24 protein-coding genes and 2 tRNA genes are annotated in these 18655 nt (G+C 67.3%); 12 read left to right on the plus strand and 14 right to left on the minus strand.

Annotation, left to right across the window (positions count from 1 at the left end):
• The first annotated feature begins 37 nt into the window (after window positions 1-37).
• A tRNA-Lys gene (locus ABZU72_RS22860) sits at window positions 38-113 on the plus strand.
• Window positions 114-207: 94 nt separating this feature from the next.
• On the opposite strand, the gene ABZU72_RS22865 is transcribed toward ABZU72_RS22860, so the two are convergent.
• Complete coding sequence (locus ABZU72_RS22865) at window positions 208-354, minus strand: hypothetical protein (RefSeq protein WP_355021094.1); 147 nt, start codon at window positions 352-354, stop codon at window positions 208-210.
• 29 nt (window positions 355-383) lie between these two features.
• On the opposite strand from ABZU72_RS22865, the gene ABZU72_RS22870 reads away from it, so the two are divergent.
• The 3 genes from ABZU72_RS22870 to ABZU72_RS22880 all read left to right on the plus strand — a co-directional run bounded on the left by ABZU72_RS22870 (window position 384) and on the right by ABZU72_RS22880 (window position 1409).
• Complete coding sequence (locus tag ABZU72_RS22870; protein WP_355021095.1) at window positions 384-518, plus strand: hypothetical protein; 135 nt, start codon at window positions 384-386, stop codon at window positions 516-518.
• A 219-nt stretch (window positions 519-737) separates the two neighbouring features.
• On the plus strand, window positions 738-968 hold the full coding sequence (locus tag ABZU72_RS22875) for a hypothetical protein (RefSeq protein WP_355021096.1): 231 nt from the start codon (window positions 738-740) through the stop codon (window positions 966-968).
• Window positions 969-1238: 270 nt separating this feature from the next.
• The gene (locus tag ABZU72_RS22880) at window positions 1239-1409 is read left to right on the plus strand and encodes a hypothetical protein (RefSeq protein ID WP_355021097.1); all 171 of its coding nucleotides are present in this window, start codon (window positions 1239-1241) and stop codon (window positions 1407-1409) included.
• Between the two features lie 128 nt (window positions 1410-1537).
• On the opposite strand, the gene ABZU72_RS22885 is transcribed toward ABZU72_RS22880, so the two are convergent.
• Together ABZU72_RS22885 and ABZU72_RS22890 are read right to left on the minus strand one after the other, a co-directional pair.
• Window positions 1538-2101 carry a TetR/AcrR family transcriptional regulator gene (locus ABZU72_RS22885; RefSeq protein ID WP_355021098.1) on the minus strand — a complete coding sequence of 188 codons (564 nt, stop codon included), beginning with the start codon at window positions 2099-2101 and terminating at the stop codon, window positions 1538-1540.
• Window positions 2102-2117: 16 nt separating this feature from the next.
• A complete protein-coding gene (locus tag ABZU72_RS22890) occupies window positions 2118-2789 on the minus strand; it encodes a biliverdin-producing heme oxygenase (RefSeq protein ID WP_355021099.1) in 672 nt (223 codons plus the stop codon).
• 473 nt (window positions 2790-3262) lie between these two features.
• Between ABZU72_RS22890 and ABZU72_RS22895 the strand changes: the two genes are divergently transcribed.
• The 4 genes from ABZU72_RS22895 to ABZU72_RS22910 all read left to right on the plus strand — a co-directional run bounded on the left by ABZU72_RS22895 (window position 3263) and on the right by ABZU72_RS22910 (window position 7592).
• Window positions 3263-4570 (plus strand): hypothetical protein, encoded by a 1308-nt coding sequence (locus tag ABZU72_RS22895; RefSeq protein WP_355021100.1) that lies wholly within the window; start codon window positions 3263-3265, stop codon window positions 4568-4570.
• 216 nt (window positions 4571-4786) lie between these two features.
• Window positions 4787-5650: a DUF1524 domain-containing protein gene (locus tag ABZU72_RS22900; protein WP_355021101.1), complete on the plus strand. Its 864-nt coding sequence runs from the start codon at window positions 4787-4789 to the stop codon at window positions 5648-5650.
• A 102-nt stretch (window positions 5651-5752) separates the two neighbouring features.
• Window positions 5753-6994 carry a hypothetical protein gene (locus ABZU72_RS22905; RefSeq protein ID WP_355021102.1) on the plus strand — a complete coding sequence of 414 codons (1242 nt, stop codon included), beginning with the start codon at window positions 5753-5755 and terminating at the stop codon, window positions 6992-6994.
• On the plus strand, window positions 6987-7592 hold the full coding sequence (locus tag ABZU72_RS22910) for a class F sortase (protein WP_355021103.1): 606 nt from the start codon (window positions 6987-6989) through the stop codon (window positions 7590-7592). Before ABZU72_RS22905 ends, ABZU72_RS22910 begins: the two co-directional genes overlap by 8 nt.
• Here ABZU72_RS22910 and ABZU72_RS22915 read toward each other — a convergent pair.
• Both ABZU72_RS22915 and ABZU72_RS22920 read right to left on the minus strand, forming a co-directional pair.
• On the minus strand, window positions 7589-7891 hold the full coding sequence (locus tag ABZU72_RS22915; protein ID WP_355021116.1) for a co-chaperone GroES: 303 nt from the start codon (window positions 7889-7891) through the stop codon (window positions 7589-7591). The genes ABZU72_RS22910 and ABZU72_RS22915 overlap by 4 nt on opposite strands.
• A 53-nt stretch (window positions 7892-7944) precedes the next feature.
• Window positions 7945-8202, minus strand: a complete 258-nt coding sequence (locus tag ABZU72_RS22920; protein WP_355021104.1) for a DUF3618 domain-containing protein — start codon at window positions 8200-8202, stop codon at window positions 7945-7947.
• Window positions 8203-8284: 82 nt separating this feature from the next.
• On the opposite strand from ABZU72_RS22920, the gene bcp reads away from it, so the two are divergent.
• On the plus strand, window positions 8285-8755 hold the full coding sequence (bcp, locus tag ABZU72_RS22925) for a thioredoxin-dependent thiol peroxidase (protein ID WP_292651693.1): 471 nt from the start codon (window positions 8285-8287) through the stop codon (window positions 8753-8755).
• 3 nt (window positions 8756-8758) lie between these two features.
• Here bcp and ABZU72_RS22930 read toward each other — a convergent pair whose 3' ends face one another.
• From ABZU72_RS22930 to ABZU72_RS22940, 3 genes are all read right to left on the minus strand, one after another.
• Window positions 8759-9181, minus strand: coding sequence for a hypothetical protein (locus ABZU72_RS22930; protein ID WP_355021105.1), 423 nt, complete (start codon window positions 9179-9181; stop codon window positions 8759-8761).
• 112 nt (window positions 9182-9293) lie between these two features.
• A tRNA-Leu gene (locus ABZU72_RS22935) sits at window positions 9294-9375 on the minus strand.
• 50 nt (window positions 9376-9425) lie between these two features.
• Window positions 9426-9809: a DUF805 domain-containing protein gene (locus ABZU72_RS22940; protein ID WP_355021106.1), complete on the minus strand. Its 384-nt coding sequence runs from the start codon at window positions 9807-9809 to the stop codon at window positions 9426-9428.
• Window positions 9810-9952: 143 nt separating this feature from the next.
• On the opposite strand from ABZU72_RS22940, the gene ABZU72_RS22945 reads away from it, so the two are divergent.
• A complete protein-coding gene (locus ABZU72_RS22945) occupies window positions 9953-10552 on the plus strand; it encodes a nucleoside triphosphate pyrophosphatase (RefSeq protein ID WP_355021107.1) in 600 nt (199 codons plus the stop codon).
• Here the strand turns inward: ABZU72_RS22945 and ABZU72_RS22950 are convergent.
• The 6 genes from ABZU72_RS22950 to ABZU72_RS22975 all read right to left on the minus strand — a co-directional run bounded on the left by ABZU72_RS22950 (window position 10509) and on the right by ABZU72_RS22975 (window position 16602).
• Window positions 10509-11114, minus strand: a complete 606-nt coding sequence (locus ABZU72_RS22950; protein WP_355021108.1) for a GtrA family protein — start codon at window positions 11112-11114, stop codon at window positions 10509-10511. The two genes, ABZU72_RS22945 and ABZU72_RS22950, sit on opposite strands and share 44 nt — an antisense overlap.
• 80 nt (window positions 11115-11194) lie before the next feature.
• Window positions 11195-12373 (minus strand): acyl-CoA dehydrogenase family protein, encoded by a 1179-nt coding sequence (locus ABZU72_RS22955; RefSeq protein ID WP_355021109.1) that lies wholly within the window; start codon window positions 12371-12373, stop codon window positions 11195-11197.
• A gap of 66 nt (window positions 12374-12439) precedes the next feature.
• A complete protein-coding gene (locus ABZU72_RS22960; RefSeq protein ID WP_355021110.1) occupies window positions 12440-13327 on the minus strand; it encodes a carbohydrate ABC transporter permease in 888 nt (295 codons plus the stop codon).
• The gene (locus ABZU72_RS22965; protein ID WP_355021111.1) at window positions 13327-14349 is read right to left on the minus strand and encodes a sugar ABC transporter permease; all 1023 of its coding nucleotides are present in this window, start codon (window positions 14347-14349) and stop codon (window positions 13327-13329) included. The genes ABZU72_RS22960 and ABZU72_RS22965 overlap by 1 nt, the downstream gene beginning before the upstream one ends.
• Before the next feature lie 4 nt (window positions 14350-14353).
• A complete protein-coding gene (gene ngcE, locus ABZU72_RS22970) occupies window positions 14354-15763 on the minus strand; it encodes an N-acetylglucosamine/diacetylchitobiose ABC transporter substrate-binding protein (protein WP_355021112.1) in 1410 nt (469 codons plus the stop codon).
• A 53-nt stretch (window positions 15764-15816) separates the two neighbouring features.
• On the minus strand, window positions 15817-16602 hold the full coding sequence (locus ABZU72_RS22975; RefSeq protein WP_355021113.1) for an SIS domain-containing protein: 786 nt from the start codon (window positions 16600-16602) through the stop codon (window positions 15817-15819).
• Between the two features lie 112 nt (window positions 16603-16714).
• Between ABZU72_RS22975 and ABZU72_RS22980 the strand changes: the two genes are divergently transcribed.
• Complete coding sequence (locus tag ABZU72_RS22980) at window positions 16715-17677, plus strand: BadF/BadG/BcrA/BcrD ATPase family protein (RefSeq protein ID WP_355021114.1); 963 nt, start codon at window positions 16715-16717, stop codon at window positions 17675-17677.
• A 67-nt stretch (window positions 17678-17744) separates the two neighbouring features.
• Window positions 17745-18655, plus strand: a 911-nt coding sequence (locus tag ABZU72_RS22985; protein WP_355021115.1) for a biotin carboxylase N-terminal domain-containing protein, incomplete at its 3' end; no start/stop codon positions are given.

Raw genomic sequence — 18655 nt, forward strand, 5'->3', positions numbered from 1 at the left:
TTCTCGTCGCCGAGCGCGCAAGCAGCTCGAAGGACATGCGCCATTAGCTCAATTGGTAGAGCAGCTGACTCTTAATCAGCGGGTTGTAGGTTCAAGTCCTACATGGCGTACCAAACAAGGCTCCTGACCTGCATAAACGGTCGGGAGTTTCTTGCATTTCAAGCCCCCGATACCCGGTGTGTATGGAAATGCGTAAGGAAATGTGGCTCACGACCCCGTCTCCTCACGGTCAGGGTTGACCGTCTCCAACGCGCGGACGTTCCCGGTGTTCACAGCGCCGCAGCACAGGTACTTGTCCTGCGTCATCGACACCCGTGAGTGTCCGAGCTGGTCCGCGATCTGGCAGGCAGTCATCCCACTCTCATCACCTACCCTTCGTTGCCATGAGCGACCACATCAACGCGGCCAGCATCGACCCGTCCGCCGCGGTGTTCGTCGGAATGGCGATCCTTATGACCATCGCCCTAACTCAGCGGGTCCTGCGGTTCGGCCAACGCCGAGGGTGGTTCAAGCGCTGACAACAGCCACTGACGCCGCTCATTCGGGCACTCGGCTGAGGCTGCGCGTTCGCGCTCACCAGTATCCACGACGAGGGGAGGCGGCCGGTCCCCCTACGTGCCGCGCAAATGAAGAACGTCTCAGCCCGTAGACCAAGACGCGCACGCCAACTCGGGGCCGAGCCCCACTGACCCCTCAGACGTCCACCATCCGCGGGTCGCACCGACTAGCGTGCAGCCGTGATCCAGCGCTTCCTCGTCCGCTTCGCCAGGCCCCGGTGGCTCATCCCCGTCGGCCTCGGATTCGCCGTGTTCGGCATCATCGAAGACAGCGGGTGGTGGGCGCTCACCCTTGCCGCGACGTACTTCCTGCCTCTCGCCCTCGCTACTTGGGTTCAAGACCGCGATCACAAGCTCGAGGAGCAACGCAAGAAGAAGTACGAGACTCCAGAGCCTGAACACGACAAGTGACCCGTCCGGACACATCGCACCTCCGGCCCCCGCCCCGATCCTCGGGCTTGCACGACACCACCTGGAATCAAGAGCGCTGTCGCGTCGCTACGCGATGGCCTACGGTCACTCTTGACACCGGGCTTGGATACGGGCCGACTACTGGATTCGAACGTACGTTCGATACGATGAGGTGTGTCGGCCAGCCCTCCAAAGAACGACGCTTGGCCCGAGCCCAGGCACTGGCTGCACGTCTGGGTCCATCGCCAACGTCGGAACTACCCACCGCCCATGCCCGGCCTCGTGCTCAAGTGGGAACTGCACAAGGGCAGATGGCGTGCCTGGGTGATCTGGGTCGACACCACGTACGCCGCCCCGGAGATCCGGCATGCCTGGCTGCCTGTGAGGGAGATTCGCCCAGCGAAGAGCGACATCAACGTATGGAACGACCGGAGGCGGTAGACCAGGCGTTCCACACAGGTGCGGGCAGATTCCCGCCATGGCGGGAATCTGCAGGGATCTGCGGCCAGATATGGCCGCACTTCCCCACCATGGCGGGAAACTGCCCGCCGGCGCGTCGCAGCCGAGTCTCACAGGGCGCCGACGGCGCGGAGGACGAACTCCTCGATCCGGTCGGCAGGGAGGTTGCGCGTGCCCAGGACGGCGTGGACGAGGGCGAGGGTGGCGTCGACGTCGGTGACGGCGAAGACGCCTTGCTCGGCGCCCTGCTCGAGGATCTCGGCGAGGACCTGCTCGACGGCGACGACGTGCTCGCGGATCTCCTGGCGGGCCTCTTCGGGGAGCCCGCCGTAGACCTGGGGGCCGAAGCCCATGTGGAACTTCTCGCCGAGGGTGAGGTGGTTGCGTACGTAGATCCGCAGCCGTTCGGTCGGCTGCTCGCTCGCGGCGAGCTGGGCCTGGAGGGAGGCGACGTACTCCGAGGTCTCGTGGGTCGCGAACGCGACCATCACCGCGTCGCGGTCCTTGAAGTGGTGGTAGATCGCGGTGCGTCCGATCCCGGCACGCTGGGCCAGCTTCGACATGCTGACCGCGTCGTAGCTGCCCTCGGCCATCAGCTCCGCGAACGCCGCGAAGATCCGTTCGCGCACCAGTCTGCGGTGCTCGGGAACGTTCTCGGCGGCGATACGGGGCACGAGAGCGAACCTTAGTTCACCTGCGATAAGCGTCGAGGCGGCCGCCGAGCTCCTCGAAGAGAGCCTGGTTGAGGCCGAAGGCGACCTGGACCTCCTCGACGATGCGGATCTTCTCCGCGGGGTCGAGCGGCAGCGCGTCGAGGCGGGCGCGGTAGCCGTCCTTGTAGGGCTTCGGCTTGGGGATCTCGGCGAACTCGTAGAACGCCACCCCCTCGCCGTCGAGCTCGAAGAACCGGTCGAGCAGCCGGCCGATCGCCTGGCCACCGGAGAGATCACCCAAGTAGCGGGTGTAGTGGTGGGCGGCGTAGAGACCGCCCCAGGCGCGGGTGGCCTCGATCCGAGCGACGTACGCATCGGCGGCATCCGACTCCACGGCGTCGCCGTCGACACCGGGCGCCCACACAGCCAGGTCGGCATCAATCGCGGCCAGGCGCTCCAGGGCGACGTCATGGACGGCTTCGGCGACGGCATCCGTGGCGGCCAGGTCGCGGCCGACCGTCTCGAGCGCGACGTAGACCTTGCGCAGGCGCAGCAGATAGTCGGCGTACCCCTGCTCGTTGACCCGGCCGGCCAGCAGCTCCTCCATGAAGGAGGAGCTCTCGGCTGCGGTGTGCTGGGTCCGGGACCCCTCGCGCATCAGCGCGGAGAGTGGAGCGTCGTGCATCTCGTCGGCGAGGAGGGCGGACATGTGTGCTCCAGTCAGGGGTCGGGCGGCAGCGATCGGCTGTCCGGCAAAGATACTGACACACTGTCAGAAAGTCGGCAAGGCCTTAGTTAGGTCACCCTAACAAAACCACCCGAAGGCGGTGAGCAATCGCGCAACGGACCGGATGTGGAGATGCCTACATAACATTGTTCACGAGTCCGGGAGCGCAACGTGTAGACCACAACTTGCCCAGGCATCTCAGACGTCCGAGTTTCGATCGCGACGTAGATCCACAAGGGGTCCGATCAGGTGCTCGAGGACGAGGTGTTGCCGCGAAAGTTACGGCCGATTTCGCGGGTCATCCGGGCCCTGCGTACGCCTATGCACCCGCGATCCGACGTGGCTAGACTCCCCGCTTCGTCACGGCGAGTCACAGCAACCGGGGGGCTGCAGAGGCTGACTTCTACTCGTCGTGCCCTGTCATCGACAGTTATCAACACCATTGGAGAAGTCACTTGCGCTCCCCACTCTCGGTCCGCGGAGCCGCCCTTGCTGCGGCGACCGCGATGATCGGTCTTTCCGTGACCGCGGCCCCGGCGACTGCGGCGGAGAAGCCCCAGGCCAAGGCCTCGTCGGTCGCTCTGACCGTCAACGTGTCTGACAAGGTCAAGGTCGACACCGGTCGCTACACCGCCACCTACAACGGCAAGAAGACCGTCAACTCCGGCACCAACAAGCCGGCCCTCCCGATCCTCAAGGGCGACCAGCAGCTGCTCTCGGTCGGCGTCTTCGCCCAGGATGCGGCCGCCGCCCTCCAGAACGGCACCGCCTACTCCGGCGCCTGCTCGGCCCTGGCCGGCAAGGGCGCGACCCTGGTCGCCATCGGCGACGGCTCCAGCTGCGTCAAGCCGGGCGAGGCCGTCACGGTGAATCTCGCCGAGCTCAACCTCGAGAAGCTGGGCGCCACCACCGACTACGTGCTCAACGACCAGAGCAAGTCGGTCCACGTGAAGCTCGGTCCGGTCAACGACCTGGTCCAGACCGTCGTCTCCGGCGTGCTCACCAAGGTCGGCGGTCTCTCGGTCGGTGTCGACCTCGACGCCGCGGAGAGCACCTGCATGGCGCAGGGCTCCGACTTCAAGGGCAAGACCCAGCTCAAGAACGCCGCCGTCACCGTCAACGTCCCCGGCAAGGGCGACATCAAGGTCGCCGACCTGCCGACCAACCCGAAGAAGAACACGACGGTCGTCCCCGACCTCTCCCCGGTGACCGACGCCGTCCTCGGCCGCGTCGACACGCTGCTCCAGTCGGGCCTGAAGAGCAAGATCGCGCCGGGCGTCCTGGACGTCTCGATCCGCGTCGACCTGATCGAGCACATCAAGGAGCAGCTCGCCGTGCTGCTCAAGGGCCTCGAGACCGACCTGGTCAAGCTCACCCTGAACAAGCAGGACAAGACCGCCAAGTCGCTCGAGGTGTCCGCCCTGGACATCAACGTCCTCGACGCCGTGAAGAAGGTCGGCGCCCCGACCGCTGCCAAGGTCGCCATCGGCACCAGCACCTGCGGCACCAACGGCCTCACCTCCTCCGAGGAGAAGGCTGCGGCCAGCGGTGACAAGAAGAACGTCGACGTCGTCGTCTCCGGCGACAAGTCCGACCCGGACACGAGCGTCCAGGTGAAGCCGGACAACGCCCCGGCCAACGCCGAGCTCAACCTGCTCTCGTCCCCGGCCGCCAAGGGCGGGTTCGCCGCCGGCGCGCTCGTGCTGCTCGTCGCCGCTGCTGCCGCCACCCGGTGGTTCCTGCTGCGCCGCGCGCACGCCTGATCCGCTGATCAGGAATCCCTTGTAGGACTGTTGTAGAACCTGCAACACCCGCATCCCGGGCCAAGGCTCCAGCCTCGGCCCGGGATGCGCGCGTTTTGTCGGAAGAGGGCAGTTTCTGGGCGGCGCGCCTGCGTGCCGCCTGCCGTGGGATCCGACAAAGTTGGGCCGCCCCCGATGCTCCCCAGAGCTCTTCCCCCATCTCTCTGGAGTCACCCCATGCTGCGCCCGCTGGCGACCCTGCTCGCCGTCGTACTCCTCTGCTCCGGCTGCGCCGAGGTCTCCCAGCCCGACACCGCCGTCCAAGCCGGATACGGCGCCGACAGCGGCGAGGAGGTCAGCCTTCCGCTGAACGAGGCCATCGCGAAGCTCCCCGTCGCCAAGGAGGTCACCTCCGGCTACGAGCGCGAGAAGTTCAACCACTGGGTCGACGCCGACGGCGACTGCCAGGACGCCCGTACCGAGGTGCTCCTCGAGGAGTCGAAGAAGAAGGCGCGCGGCAGGTGCGACGTCACCAGGGGCGCATGGCTCTCCACGTACGACGGGGTCACCGTCAAGCGCCCGGGCGGCCTCGACATCGACCACATGGTCGCGCTCAAGGAGGGCTGGGAGTCCGGCGCCAACGCGTGGACGGACGAGCAGCGGGAGGCGTACGCGAACGACCTCGGTGACCCGCGCGCACTCATCGCGGTCACCGCCGCGACCAACCGCAGCAAGGGCGACCAGGACCCGGCCGACTGGATGCCCGACGCCACGAGCTACCACTGCACGTACGTCGCCGACTGGGTCGCCGTGAAGATCCGCTGGAGCCTCTTCGCCGACCGAGCGGAGAAGGCCGCGCTCGAGGACATCGCCGCCGGATGCGACAACCCCGAGATCACCGTGCGGCTGGCCCGGGCCGGTCCGGCCCCAGACGACCCGGACCAGAGCGACGCTCCCGAGGGCGGCTCGGGGGACGACCCCCGCTTCGACACCTGCGCCAAGGCGACCGCGAAGGGCTACGGGCCGTATCGGAAGGGCCGCGACGCCGAGTACGAGTGGTACCGCGACGGCGACAAGGACGGCACGGTCTGCGACAGCTGATCGACGCCAGGATTCCGCAGGTCAGAAGCGATACCCCAGCCCGTAACGTACGGGGTTCCTCCTCCGTTGAGTGTGACGAACGTCAAAGGGAGGGAAGTTCACGTGCGCACAACACTCATCGCGCGGGGAGCCGCGGTGGCGGCCGCGGCCGCCATGGCTGCCTTGTCAGCCGCACCTGCGAGCGCCGCCACGGTGTCGCAGGCGTCCGCCACCGCGCTGAGCCTCGAGCTCGCCGGCACCGGGGCCACCGACTCAGGCACCTATGCCGTCACCAACGACGGCTCGACCGAGTCGGCCGAAGGCACCAACGAGCCGATCATCACCGCGCTCGGCGGCCAGGACGCGATCCACGCCGGCACGCTGGCCCAGGACGCCGTGGCCAAGAGCAACGCCACCTCGGCGGCCTGCTCGGGTCTCGCCGGCGACGGCGCGACCCTGGTCGCGGCCGGATCCGGCGACTGCCTCAGCGGAGGCAACAACATCAAGCTCGACGCGGCCAGCCTCGACTTCAGCGAACTGCAGGTGATCCAGTCCGACCTGTTCCAGGGCATGGATGCCGAGGTCCAGAAAGCGCTGAAGCCGTTCCAGACCCAGATCACCGGCGCACTCGACCAGCTCCTCGCCCCCGTGGTCGACGGATTGGACGGCGCAGGTCTCTACGTGGACCTCGGCGCCGTACAGAGCCACTGCACTGCCAACGACGACACCGCGCGAGGCGACAGCACCATCGCCAGCTCGTCCGTCTACGTGGTCCTGCCCGGCGGCAAACGGGAGACCGTCGTCGAGCTGCCGGTCGACCCCGCAGTGAACCAGAAGGTCGTCACCGACCTCTCCGGCGTGGTCGACGTCGTCATCAAGGGCCTGCGCACCCAGCTGGCCAACGGCCTCGGCGGTGCGCTCCAGCCGATCGATCCCGTCGTCGTCGAGCTGCAGAAGCAGGTGCTCAACACGCTGCTGACCTCGATCGAGGGCCAGCTCGCGCCGTTGGAGGACAACCTCCTCGACATCACCCTGAACGCCCAGGAGACCTCTCCTGGCGCGATCACCGTGACCGCACTCGACGCGAAGATCCTGCCCGCGGCCGAGCCGTTCGTCGGTGGCCCGCTGACTCACCTGACCATCGGCACCAGCAGCTGTGGCCCGAACAGCCCGGCCCCGAAGACGGTCGTCAACAACCCGCCGAAGGCAGCCGACCCGCCGGCTTCGGTCCCGACCGTGGTGACCGCCGGTATGGAGAGCTACGACGACGGCAGCGCCGGACGCATCGCCCTCGTCACCCTGCTGCTCCTCGCGGCCGCGGGCGCCGGTGTGGCGACGTACGTCCGCATGTTGCGGCGTGGCTGACACCTCTGCTGACTCGCCGCCGCGGCTTGCCGCGGCGGCGGGCGGCCTCTGGACCGCGCTGGTCGTGCTCGCTGTCGCGATGGTGCTGGCCGGGATGTTGTGGCCCAGCGGCAGCGCCGCGGTGGAGGTGCCGCCCGGCGCCCCGCAGCGCCTCGAGCTGCCCGGGCTGAACACGAAGGCGAGGGTCGTCCCGATCCGCCTCGAGGGCGAGGTGCTCGACCCGCCGCGCAACCCGCGCGAGATCGGCTGGTGGGTCGGCAGCGCCAAGCCGGGCTCGGCGCAGGGTCAGACCGTCGTCACCGGCCACACCGTGCACACCGGTGGCGGCAGCCTCAACAAGCTCGACCACATCGAGAAGGGGCAGGAGGTCGACATCGTCACCAAGGACGGGACCTTCCAGCACCAGGTCGACTCCGTCGAGGTTCTCAGCCGCAAGGAGCTGGCCGAGCAGGCTCAGCGGCTCTTCGGGCAGGACCACGGCGACGGCCGGCTGGTGATCATCACCTGCACCGACTGGAACGGCTCGAGCTACGACAGCAACGTCGTCGTGCTGGCGCACCGGTTCAACGCGCTGCCCAAGGCTCAGAAGACGAGCTAGAGGTAGAGGCCCGTCGAGTCGTCGGCGATCCGCTCGGCCGCGACCGCATGCACGTCGCGCTCACGCATCAGGATGTAGACCTCTCCGGCTACCTCGACCTCCGGCTTGTCGTCGGCGTCGAAGAGCACCCGGTCACCGATCTCGACGGCTCGCGCGTGCGGGCCGACCGCGACCACCCGTGACCAGGTGAGCCGCCGGGCCGCGCCCATGGCGGCCGTCGCCGGGATGACGATGCCGCCCGAGGAACGACGCTCACCGGCGTCGGACCCGACCTCGACCAGCACCCGGTCGTGGAGCATCTTGATGGGGGTCTTGTCGGTCACGTCCGTGTTGCCTTGCCGGTGGGGAGTGGTCAGTTGGCCTTGGTGATCTTACGCAGCGTCGCCATGAGCACGACGGTGCCCACCACCCCGCCGACGGTCTTCGCGATGTTGCCCATCTTCGGCTCGCCGGAGACCGGGTCGACGTAGACCGCCTTGAAGGCCGCCACCTGGCGCTGCACGATCGTCTTCGGCCTGCCCCGATAGATCAGCTCGTCGATGGTGCCTGCGAGCCGCTCGCGGATCTCTTCGATCTCGGACTCGAGCGAGGAAGTCTGGTCCTTGGACATGCGCAGACCTTAGCAACCGGCGTACGTCCACTGCGTGCTCCACCGCTGCGGTTCGTCTGGGAATGTTCGCTAGGTTGGCTCCATGACGCGTCTCGAGCCGGGCGATGTGGCCCCCGACTTCACTCTTCCCGACGACACCGGTGCGGAGGTCTCGCTCAGCAGCCTCCGCGGCCGCAAGGTGATCGTCTACTTCTACCCCGCCGCGATGACCCCCGGCTGCACCAAGCAGGCCTGCGACTTCACCGACTCGATCGACTCGCTGAAGGCCGCCGGCTACGAGGTCATCGGCGTATCCAAGGACAAGCCCGCCAAGCTCGCGAAGTTCCGCGAGCGTGACGGGCTCACCATCACCCTGGCCTCCGACGAGGACCTCTCGGTGCACAAGGCGTACGACGCCTACGGCGAGAAGAAGCTCTACGGCAAGGTCGTCGAGGGCGTCATCCGCTCGACGTTCGTGGTCGACGAGGAGGGCAAGATCGAGGTCGCGCAGTACAACGTCAAGGCGACCGGTCACGTCGCCAAGCTCCGCCGCGACCTCGGCCTCGCCTCGTAGGTCTTACTGCTGGTCGTCGGGCTTCTTGAAGTCGGGCGGAGGAGGTACGTCCTCTCCCGGGATCTCCTTGGGCGGCTCGACGACCACGGGGCCGGTGTCGGCGCTCCACTTGGCACCGGTCTCCATCAGCCACTCGCCCGCCTGGGCGGCGACGTCGGTGGCGGCCGCGCCGACCTGGAGCAGACCCGACAGGGCCTGGTTGCGCGGCGTGTCCGCGTCAGGTGCGGACGCCATCTCGGCCCTCTTGGCCTCGATCTGAGCCTTGAACTCGCCAGCCTTCTCGACGGTCTTCTCGCCGCCGGTGACAAGGTGAGGTGCTGACTTCACCTTGGCGTCCGCAACAGCAGGCTTGGCGCCTTCGACGCCCTTGTGGACGCCATTCTGGACGCCATCGCGCCAGTTGGACGCGTTGTCCTTGAACGACATGACTTCATCCCTCTTCCTGGATGGGGTGTTGTTCTTCCATCCTTGAGGGTCAAGGGTCTGTTGTCCATCAGGATCGACCCTGGGACTCCCCGGGTCGGACCCGGACTCTGTGTGCCGAAGGCGGGACTTGAACCCGCACGCCCTGGAGCACAGGAACCTAAATCCTGCGTGTCTGCCAATTCCACCACTTCGGCCGAGCGGCGATCAGTCTAGAGACTGATCGCCGTTCGTGGTTAGCCGCCGGTCAGGCGACGTTGTACTTGTCGCCCTCGGCCTTCTCGGGCAGCGCCCAGAAGACGATCAGCGCGATCCAGCCGATGCACGGGAGGAGCCAGAGCAGCTGCCACCAGCCGGAGCGGCCGGTGTCGTGCAGACGTCGGGCGCCGACCGCGAGGGACGGGACCAGGATGGCGAGCGCGAAGATGCCGCCGATGATGGAACCGGCGGTCGAGTCGGCGCCGAGGAGCAGGTTGATCGCCATGTTGACGACCACAGCGGCACCCCAGGGCCACCAGAACTCGGACCGGCTGGCACGGCCCTCGAAGGAGGCGTACTTCTTGAAGAAGCGCACGATGGCGTCGCGGGGCGACGCGCCGCGGAGCGGCTGGCTCAGCGTAACTTCGCCCACGGGGCCAGCACCGTACGGCTGCTGGGGCGGGGGCGGCGGGTAATCCGTCACTTCGGATTTCTCCTCGTTGAGATGGGTTGGATGTGCGAAACCTAGTCGGGACGGACTCCGGGGTAAAGCACCACTGCCCCTAGGGTTGAGCCATGACCACGCTGGTCCTTGCCTCCAAATCCCCCGCCCGGCTGCAGACGCTACGCAGCGCGGGCGTCGAACCTGTGGTGATCGTCTCCGGTGTCGACGAGAGCAAGCTCGATGGACTGCCGCCGACAGAGCTGGCGCTCGGGCTCGCAGAGCTCAAGCGCGACGCCGTCGCCGGCCGTCCCGAGGTGCCCGAGGGGGCGCTCGTACTGGGCTGCGACAGCGTCCTTGAGCTGGACGGGAAGCCCCTGGGGAAGCCGCACGATCCGGAGGAGGCGACCCAGCGCTGGCGGGAGATGCGGGGGCGCAGCGGCGTACTCGTCTCCGGGCATGCGCTGGTCGACACCGCGACCGGTCAGCAGGTGTCGCAGACCGCTGTCACGACGGTGCACTTCGCCGATGTGAGCGACGAGGAGATCGCTGCGTACGTCGCCACCGGTGAGCCGCTGCACGTCGCCGGTGCGTTCACGATCGACGGGCTCGGCGGGGCGTTCGTGACCGGGATCGAGGGCGACCACCACAACGTGGTCGGATTGAGCCTGCCGCTGCTACGCGACCTGCTCAGCCGGCTCGGTCACGCGTGGCCGGCTCTGTGGAACCGCTGACCGGCTCGCGGCGCTCCGGCCGCATCAGGATCGTCTTGTCGTCGGTGAAGCCGAGCGCAGCGGCCTCCTCCTCGACGCTGCCGTAGACCTGCGTGTAGCGGATCGGGCGGCCGAAGACGAACTTCCGGAAGAGGAAGAACCGGGCGATCTGGCCCAGCAGCACGCCGACCACGTTGGCCGAGACGTTGTCGGCGATCGCGCTGTCCCAGCCGATCACGCTGCGGGTGACGTACAGGCACGCCACCGGCAGCAGCATCGTGACCGCGTTGATCACGACGTAGGCCGTGAACCCGCCGTCGGCATGCTCGGAGACACGGTGACGGAACGTCCAACGACGGCTCAGGTCGTAGCTGATCAGCATGCCGACGGTGTTGGCGATGATGTAGGCCGGGATCGGCTGACCGTTCATCGGCCCGGCGCCCATGAAGAAGCCGTGGACCAGTCCGTTGAACAGCACGAAAGCGACTGCTGTCGCGATTCCGCCGACCATCATGAAGCGGACCGCCTCTCCGAAGAGGCGGGTGCGACGCAGCCGTCCTAGCAGCTGTCCCCCGAACACCATGTGGCCACAGTAAACGGTCAATGGTGAGATGGCTCTTGATTACTTCGCGGGTTTCGTTCAGCGTGCCGTAAGATTCGCGCCTACTCGACGGGGAGGCCGAGACCTCTGGCGAGCAGCATGCGCTGCACCTCGGAGGTGCCCTCGCCGATCTCCAGGATCTTCGCGTCGCGGTAGAACCGAGCCACCGGATACTCCTCCATGAATCCGTAGCCGCCGAAGACCTGGGTGGCGATGCGGGTCGCGGTGACGGCCGACTCGGTGGCGTACAGCTTGGCGGCGGCAGCCGCCTGCTTGAACTCCTTCATCGTCACGGCTCCCGAGTCGAGCCCGGATTTCATCGCCGCGGCCTCGTACGTCAGCAGGCGCGAGGCCCGGAGCATGACCTCGAGGTCGGCGATCTGGAAGGCGACGCCCTGCTTGCGGCCGATCGGGCCACCGAAGGTCTGCCGCTCCCCCGCGTACTCGAGCGCCATGTCGAGGCAGGCCTGGATGCAGCCGACGGCGAGCGCGGCGATCGCGACGCGGCCGTCGTCGAGGGTGGCCAGGAACTGGGCGTAGCCGCGGCCGCGCTCACCGAGGAGGTGGTCGGCCGGAACCCGGGCGCCGTCGAAGGAGAGCGGGTGGGTGTCGGAGGCGTGCCAGCCGAGCTTGTCGTACGCCTTCTCGGCGGTGAACCCGGGCGTGCCCGAGGGGATCATGATGGTGCTGATCTCGGGCTTGCCGTTGTCGCGGGTCCCGGTGCGGGCGGTGACGGTGACGACCGAAGTGATCGAGGAGCCGGAGTTGGTGATGAACTGCTTGGCGCCGTCGACGACCCACTCCTCGCCGTCGAGGACGGCCTTGGTGGCGGTCGCGCCGGCGTCGGAGCCGGCACCCGGCTCCGTCAGCCCGAACCCGGCCAGCTTCTTGCCCGCGACGAGGTCGGGGAGCCAGCGCTCCTTCTGCTCGTCGGTGCCGTAGGTGAGGATCGGGTTGATGCCCAGACCGACGGCGGCCTCGAGCGTGATCCCGATCGACTGGTCGACGCGGCCGAGCTCCTCGATCGCGACGCAGAGCGCGACGAGGTCACCCTCGCCCCCGCCGTACGCCTCGGGGGCGGTCAGGCCGAACAGGCCCAGCTCACCCATCTTGTGGACCACGTCGACGGGGAAGTGATGGTCGCGGTCCCACTGCGAGGCATGGGGCGCGATCTCCTTCTGGGCGAAGTCACGGACGACAGCACGCAACTCTTCGTGCTCGGGCTGGAGAAAGGAGGTCACGCGCCCCAGGTTAGCGCTTATTAACCTGGGGCGCGAGACCCGCATCACATCTGGGTCAGATCGGGCTCAGCGGAACGTGCCCGTCGAGACCGTCCCAGCGATCCTCCGCTGGAAGATCAGGTATACGACCAGCACCGGAAGCACAGTCAGCACCACCCCGGCGAAGAGCGCACCGAAGTCGACGTTGTAACCCGCCTGGGAGGAGAACGACGCCATGCCCTGGGTGAGCACGTAGTTGTCCCGGTCGGTGTTGAGCGCCACCGGGAGCAGGAACTGGTTCCACAGCCCGAGGAAGTTGAAGATCGCCACCCCGGCCATCCCGGGTGCGGCCATCGGCAGCATGATCTGGAAGAACGTGCGCCACTCACCCGCACCGTCCATCATCGCGGCCTCGTAGACGTCGTCGGGCAGCGTCTTGAAGAAGGCGTAGAGGAAGAAGACGGTGAACGGCAGCGCGTAGGCGACGTACGTCAGGGTCAGCCCGGGCAGCGTGTTGAGCAGTCCGATGCCCTGGAGCACGAAGAACAGCGGCACGATGACCAGGAAGACCGGGAAGGTCAGCCCAGCCAGCATCGAGTAGTAGATGACCCTGCGGCCGAAGAACTCGAACCGCGCCAGCACATAGGCGCACATCGCCCCCAGCAGCATCACCAGCACCAGAGCGGTGCCGACGACGATGACGGTGTTGAAGAAGTACGTCCCGATACCGGCCTTGGTCCAGGCGCTGACGTAGTTGTCGAAGTTCCACGTCGCAGGCAGGGAGAACGGCGAGGACAGGATCTCCTTCGACGTCTTGAACGAGGAGAGCACCACCCAGCAGAAAGGCACGATGACGATGACCGACCAGATGATCAGCATCGTGTGCGAGGTGCCGGCGACCAGTGCGTCACCGGGCGTACGTCGCCCGCCTTCGGATCGGGTAGCGACAGGCTTGTCCAGAGTGACGGCGCTCATCAGCGTACGTCTCCCTTCTTGTCCCGTCCGCCAGCGAAGTGGAAGACGACGAAGACCAGGGCGGCGAAGAGCAGCGTGACCAGGGCGAGCACCACGCCCATCGAGGTGGCGTAGCCGAACTGGCTCTTCTTGAAGGCGGTGTTCATCAGGTGCTGGCTCATCGTCAGCGTGCTGTTGGCAGGGCCGCCGCCAGGGGCGAGCGCCGCCATGAAGACGTACGCATCGAGGGTGAGGATCCCCAGATAGATGTAGGCCGTCTGCACGTTGTCACGGATCGAGGGGAGCGTGATCGAGATGGCGGTGCGGAAGCGGCCGGCACCGTCGATGCGGGCAGCCTCGTAGATCTCCGCGGGTACGCCCTTGATGGCGGCCACGAAGAGCACGGTGTAGAAGCCGATGCTGGCCCAGATGATCACGAACATCGAAGCAGGCATCGCCGCACGCACCTCCCCGAGCCAGGCGTAGTCCTGGAACCCGTCGAGGCCGATACCGGTGAGCACGCCGTTCAGCAGTCCGGCGGCCGGGTCGTAGACCTGCGCCCAGAGCAGACCGATGACGACGGCCGGGACGGCGTACGGGAAGAACGAGACGACCCGGTAGAAGCCGGACCCGTTCAGACCGCGGACCTGACCGGTGCTGGGACCGGCGGTGGTCACGACCACCGCGATCGCCAGCGCCGCGACCAGAGTCACGAACGGCACCACGATCGTGAGCAGTACGTTGTTGCGCAGCGCCTTGAGGAAGGTCTCGTCGTCGAGCAGCTTGGCGTAGTTGTCCAGGCCGACGAAGTTCATGACCGGAGAGAAGCCGGTCCAGTCGGTGAGCGAGTAGAAGAGGGCCTGCCCGATCGGGACCACGACGAAGATGACGAAGACCGCGACCGGTAGGCCGAGGAAGACCGTCATGAACAGTGCCCGGTCGAGGGTGAGCTTGCGGCGGCGCCGGCCGGGGGCGGCCCCCCAAGGATTCTCCTCGGAGGGGCCGCCGACCGTCTGGGCCATCGTGGTTGATGGGTCCGGCATGGTGTCAGGAAACCTTGAGCTTCTCGATCGATGAGTCGTCGGCAACCTTGTCGAAGATGCCCTGGACTGCGGTGGTCAGGCCCTTGACGTCGAGGTCACCGGAGAGGAACGAGTTCCACACGACGAGCTCGTCGGCGTTGGTGCCGTAGTAGTCGTAGAACTGGAAGTTGAAGGTGTTCTCACCAGCGGCGTCGAGCATCGCGCTCTGCGACTTCAGTGCCGCGGAGCCGAACCCGTCGGCAGGGATGGTGTCCTTGACGATGGTCGGCGCGAGCTTCGTCTTGGCGAAGTTGGTCGCGGCCTCCTTCGACAGCATGGCGCGGAGGATCTCCTTGCCGCCGGCCGGGTTCTTCGCCTTGCTCGGCACGATGAACGCCTCACCGGCCGCGGCACGAACTGCCTCGTACGGCAGCGACGGGCTGTCGCTGAGGACGAACTCCGGGATGCCGGTCATCTCGAAGCCTTCCTTGGTGGCGTCCTTCATCTCGTTCTCGATCCAGCCGCCGCTCGGGTAGAGGAGCGCCTGCTGGTCGTTGGACCACTTGGCCTGCGCGGCGGTGAACTGGGTGCCGGCACCGCCGGGGACGAACATGTCCTGGCTCACCATCTCGCCGAGCTTCTCCAGGATGCCCTGGATGACCGGGTGGGACCAGGCGCCCTTCTCGAGGTTCTCCAGCGCGAGGCGTACCTCGTCGCCGCCCTCCTTGGCCGCCGAGTCGATGACCAGGGTGCGGTAGTAGGTCGCCGCCTCCTTGCCCCAGACCCAGAGGTACTTCTTCTTGGCCTTGGCCTTGGCACCGAGGTCGAGCGCCTCGTCCCAGGTCTTCGGCGCGGTCCAGCCGTTCTCCTGGAAGAGCGAGTTGGAGTACCACACGCCGTAGAGGGTCATGACGTAGTTGATCGCCACGAACCGGTCGCTGTAGGTGCCGGGGTTCTTCACGTTCGGGTAGAGGGTCTCCTCGATCTTGACACCCTCGTAGCTCTCGGCCTCGAAGACATCGTCGAGCTCCTCGAGCTGGGCGGCGATCGAGCTGAAGCCGATCAGGTCCGCACCCGAGTTGTCGATCAGGTCCGGGGGCGTTCCGCCGACGAAGCGCGGCTGCAGCTCCGTGGCGATCTTGGTGGTCGCGCTGACCTTGAGGTCGGCGTCCGCGAACTCCTTGGCGACCACACCTGCGGCGAACTCGACGTAGTCGTAGCCGTAGCCACCGTCGAAGATCACCGCGTCGACGGTGCCGTCCTCGGGCATACCGAACGGGTTGGACGCGGACTTGGTGCCACCGCCGGAGTTGTCGGAGTCGCTACCGGGCGCGCCACACGCGGCGAGCGCTCCAGAGAACGACACGAGCGCCGCGCCGGCGAGGGTGCCGCGCAGAAGAGTCCGGCGATCGAGCCGGTGAAGCTGCTGGGACATCGTGCTGCCTTCTTTCGGGTGGATTCCTCGTTACTTCTTCTTTTACGGGTGTTTCAGGCCATGCTTCCGATGCGTTCGCCGTAGCGAGCCTTCAACGCATCGTTGTGCTCATCGCCACCCGGGATGTTGGCGGAGAGGTAGAGGGGCGGGGTCTCGCCTGTCTCCTCGATCCTCGCGGCGGTGGCGAGGGTCAGGAGCTGGGCGATGTAGGCCGCCGTGATGGAGGAGACGGCACCGGCCATGACGCCGGAACCCTCAGGGGCGTCGGCGCCGGAGGCGCTAACGGGCACCGTGGCGTCGCCGAACGGAGCCAGGTTGTCGATCACCACGTCGGCGATCTCGGCCAGGCGCTTGCCGCTGGGGTGCTTGGGGGTGACCGCGTTGGTGTGCTCGAGGCTGGTCACCGCGATCACCGTGTGGCCCTCCTCCTTCGCGCGCAGCGCGATGCCGACGATGGAGCCGTTGACACCGGAGTTGGACGCGATCAGAAAGACGTCCTCGGGGTGGAACTCGTGGAGCTCCCAGAGCTCGTTGGCGATGTTGGTGTCACGTTCGAGGAGACCGCCCTCGAGGTCGCTCGCCGGCCGGTCACCTTTGAGGACCGTGTCGCGCAGAGCGATGGCATGGGTGGGGATCAGACCACCGGCCCGCCCGGCGATCTCCATCGCGAACGCCTGCGAGTGGCCGGTGCCGAACGCCTGCAGCACACCGCCGTTGCGGATGCTGCCGACCATCGCCTCGACCGCCTCGTCGAGGCCACCGGATTGCGCCATCGACTGCAGCTCGGACAGGCGTGTGCGAACCTGCTCATCGAAGGCTCCGAACACGTCTCTGGTCAATTAGTCCACCCACCTAGCAAACTCCGGCCGCGACCGTATGTCGAGGCCTGCGCTCGAAAACTATTTGGAGAGAGTACGCCTGGCAATGGTTTTCTGTTACGAAACGGTGTCAATGAATGACAACTATCTGGGACTCGACGCGGGAGGCACCAGCACTCGCGCCGTCGTCGTCTCCTCCGACGGACATTGCGGGGGCATCGGAAAGGCCGGCAGCGGCAACCCGACCTCCGCCGGAATCGACGCTGCCACGACGGCGATCAGGGACGCGGTCACCCAGGCCGTGACCTCCGCAAATGCCGGTCGGCTCGCCGGCGCGGCCCTCGCGGTGGCAGGGGCGGGCGGCGCCGGCCACCGCGCCGCGATCGTCGCTGCTCTCTCCGACCTGGTGGCGGTCGAGCCGGTCTTCGACTTCGATGTGCTGGCTGCGTACTTCTCGGGGACGGCGGCGCCAGACGGCTATGTGCTGCTCTCTGGCACGGGGGCGTCGGCGGTGCGGGTCGAGGACGGACGGCTCGCCGGGATCTCGGACGGACTGGGCTGGCTGCTCGGGGACGTCGGCTCGGGCTTCTGGCTCGGCCGGGAGGTCGTACGTGCCGGGCTGGCGCCGCTCGACGGGCGCGGCGCCGCCACGCTGCTGACCGGGCTGCTGCTGGACCGACTCGGCATCACCCGGGACGAACGGCCACAAGGAGGACGGACCGGGACGCTCGTCGCGGCGACGGCGGCGCTCTACGCGATGCCGCCGCTCCGGCTGGCCGACTTCGCCTCGCTCGTCTTCACCGCGGCGGCTGCCGGCGACGAGGTCGCCGCGGGCATCCTCGACCAGGCGGCTGCGGGACTGAGGGAGACGCTGGCGGCGGTGCGTACGCCTGATGTCGAGGGACCGTTGGTCGCGGCCGGGAGCGTCCTGGCCCGGCAGCCCGAGTTCGCCGCCCGGGTCGCTCCCGGGGCTGTCGTCGCCACCGACGGCCTGGCCGGAGCGGCCGTGCTGGCACTGCGGCATGCGGGCGTGCTCGTCGACGACGCGGTGTACCGCCGAGTAACCTCTTCGCTCGCTCAGCTCACCGAGGTGTGACAATCGTTACGACGGGCGGCCGGATTCTGGGCGGGAAGGCCTCCCCTAGCATGTCCATGCATTCACGATGGAGGAGTTCTCGTTGAGCAAGCCACTGACAAAGGTCCTGATCGCCAACCGTGGTGAGATCGCTGTTCGAGTGATCCGTGCGTGCAAGGACGCCGGGATCGGCTCGGTCGCGATCTATGCGGACCCCGACCGTGACGCGCTGTTCGTGCGGCTGGCTGATGAGTCCTACTCGTTGGGTGGAGCGACCCCGGCGGAGTCGTACCTCTCGATCGAGAAGATCCTCGAGGTCGCCGCGAAGTCGGGGGCGGACTCGGTCCACCCCGGGTACGGGTTCCTGGCCGAGAACGCCGACTTCGCCACCGCGGTGATCGAGGCGGGTCTGACCTGGATCGGGCCCTCGCCCGAAGCGATCGACGCGTTGGGGGACAAGGCCAAGGCCAAGCAGATCGCGTTGAAGGCCGGTGCGCCGTTGGCGCCGGGTCTCAAGGACCCGGTCAAGGACGCCACCGAGATCGTCTCCTTCGCCCAGGAGTACGGCCTGCCGGTCGCGATCAAGGCCGTCTTCGGGGGCGGCGGCCGCGGCCTGAAGGTCGCCCGCACCCTGGAGGAGATCCCCGACCTGTACGAATCCGCGGTCCGTGAGGCCGTGGGTGCGTTCGGGCGGGGTGAGTGTCTGGTGGAGAAGTTCCTCGACAAGCCCCGCCACGTCGAGACCCAGTGCCTGGCCGATACCCACGGCAACGTGGTGGTCGTCTCCACGCGGGACTGCTCGCTGCAGCGCCGCCACCAGAAACTGGTCGAGGAAGCCCCCGCACCGTTCCTGTCCGAGGAGCAGAACAAACGCCTCTATGAGTCCTCCAAGGCCATCTTGCGCGAGGCCGGCTACGTCGGCGCCGGGACCTGTGAGTTCCTGGTCGCCGCCGATGGCACCATCTCCTTCCTCGAGGTCAACACCCGCCTCCAGGTCGA

Origin of the sequence: Nocardioides sp. NPDC004968 (assembly GCF_040608935.1) — a bacterium.
GTDB lineage: Bacteria > Actinomycetota > Actinomycetes > Propionibacteriales > Nocardioidaceae > Nocardioides.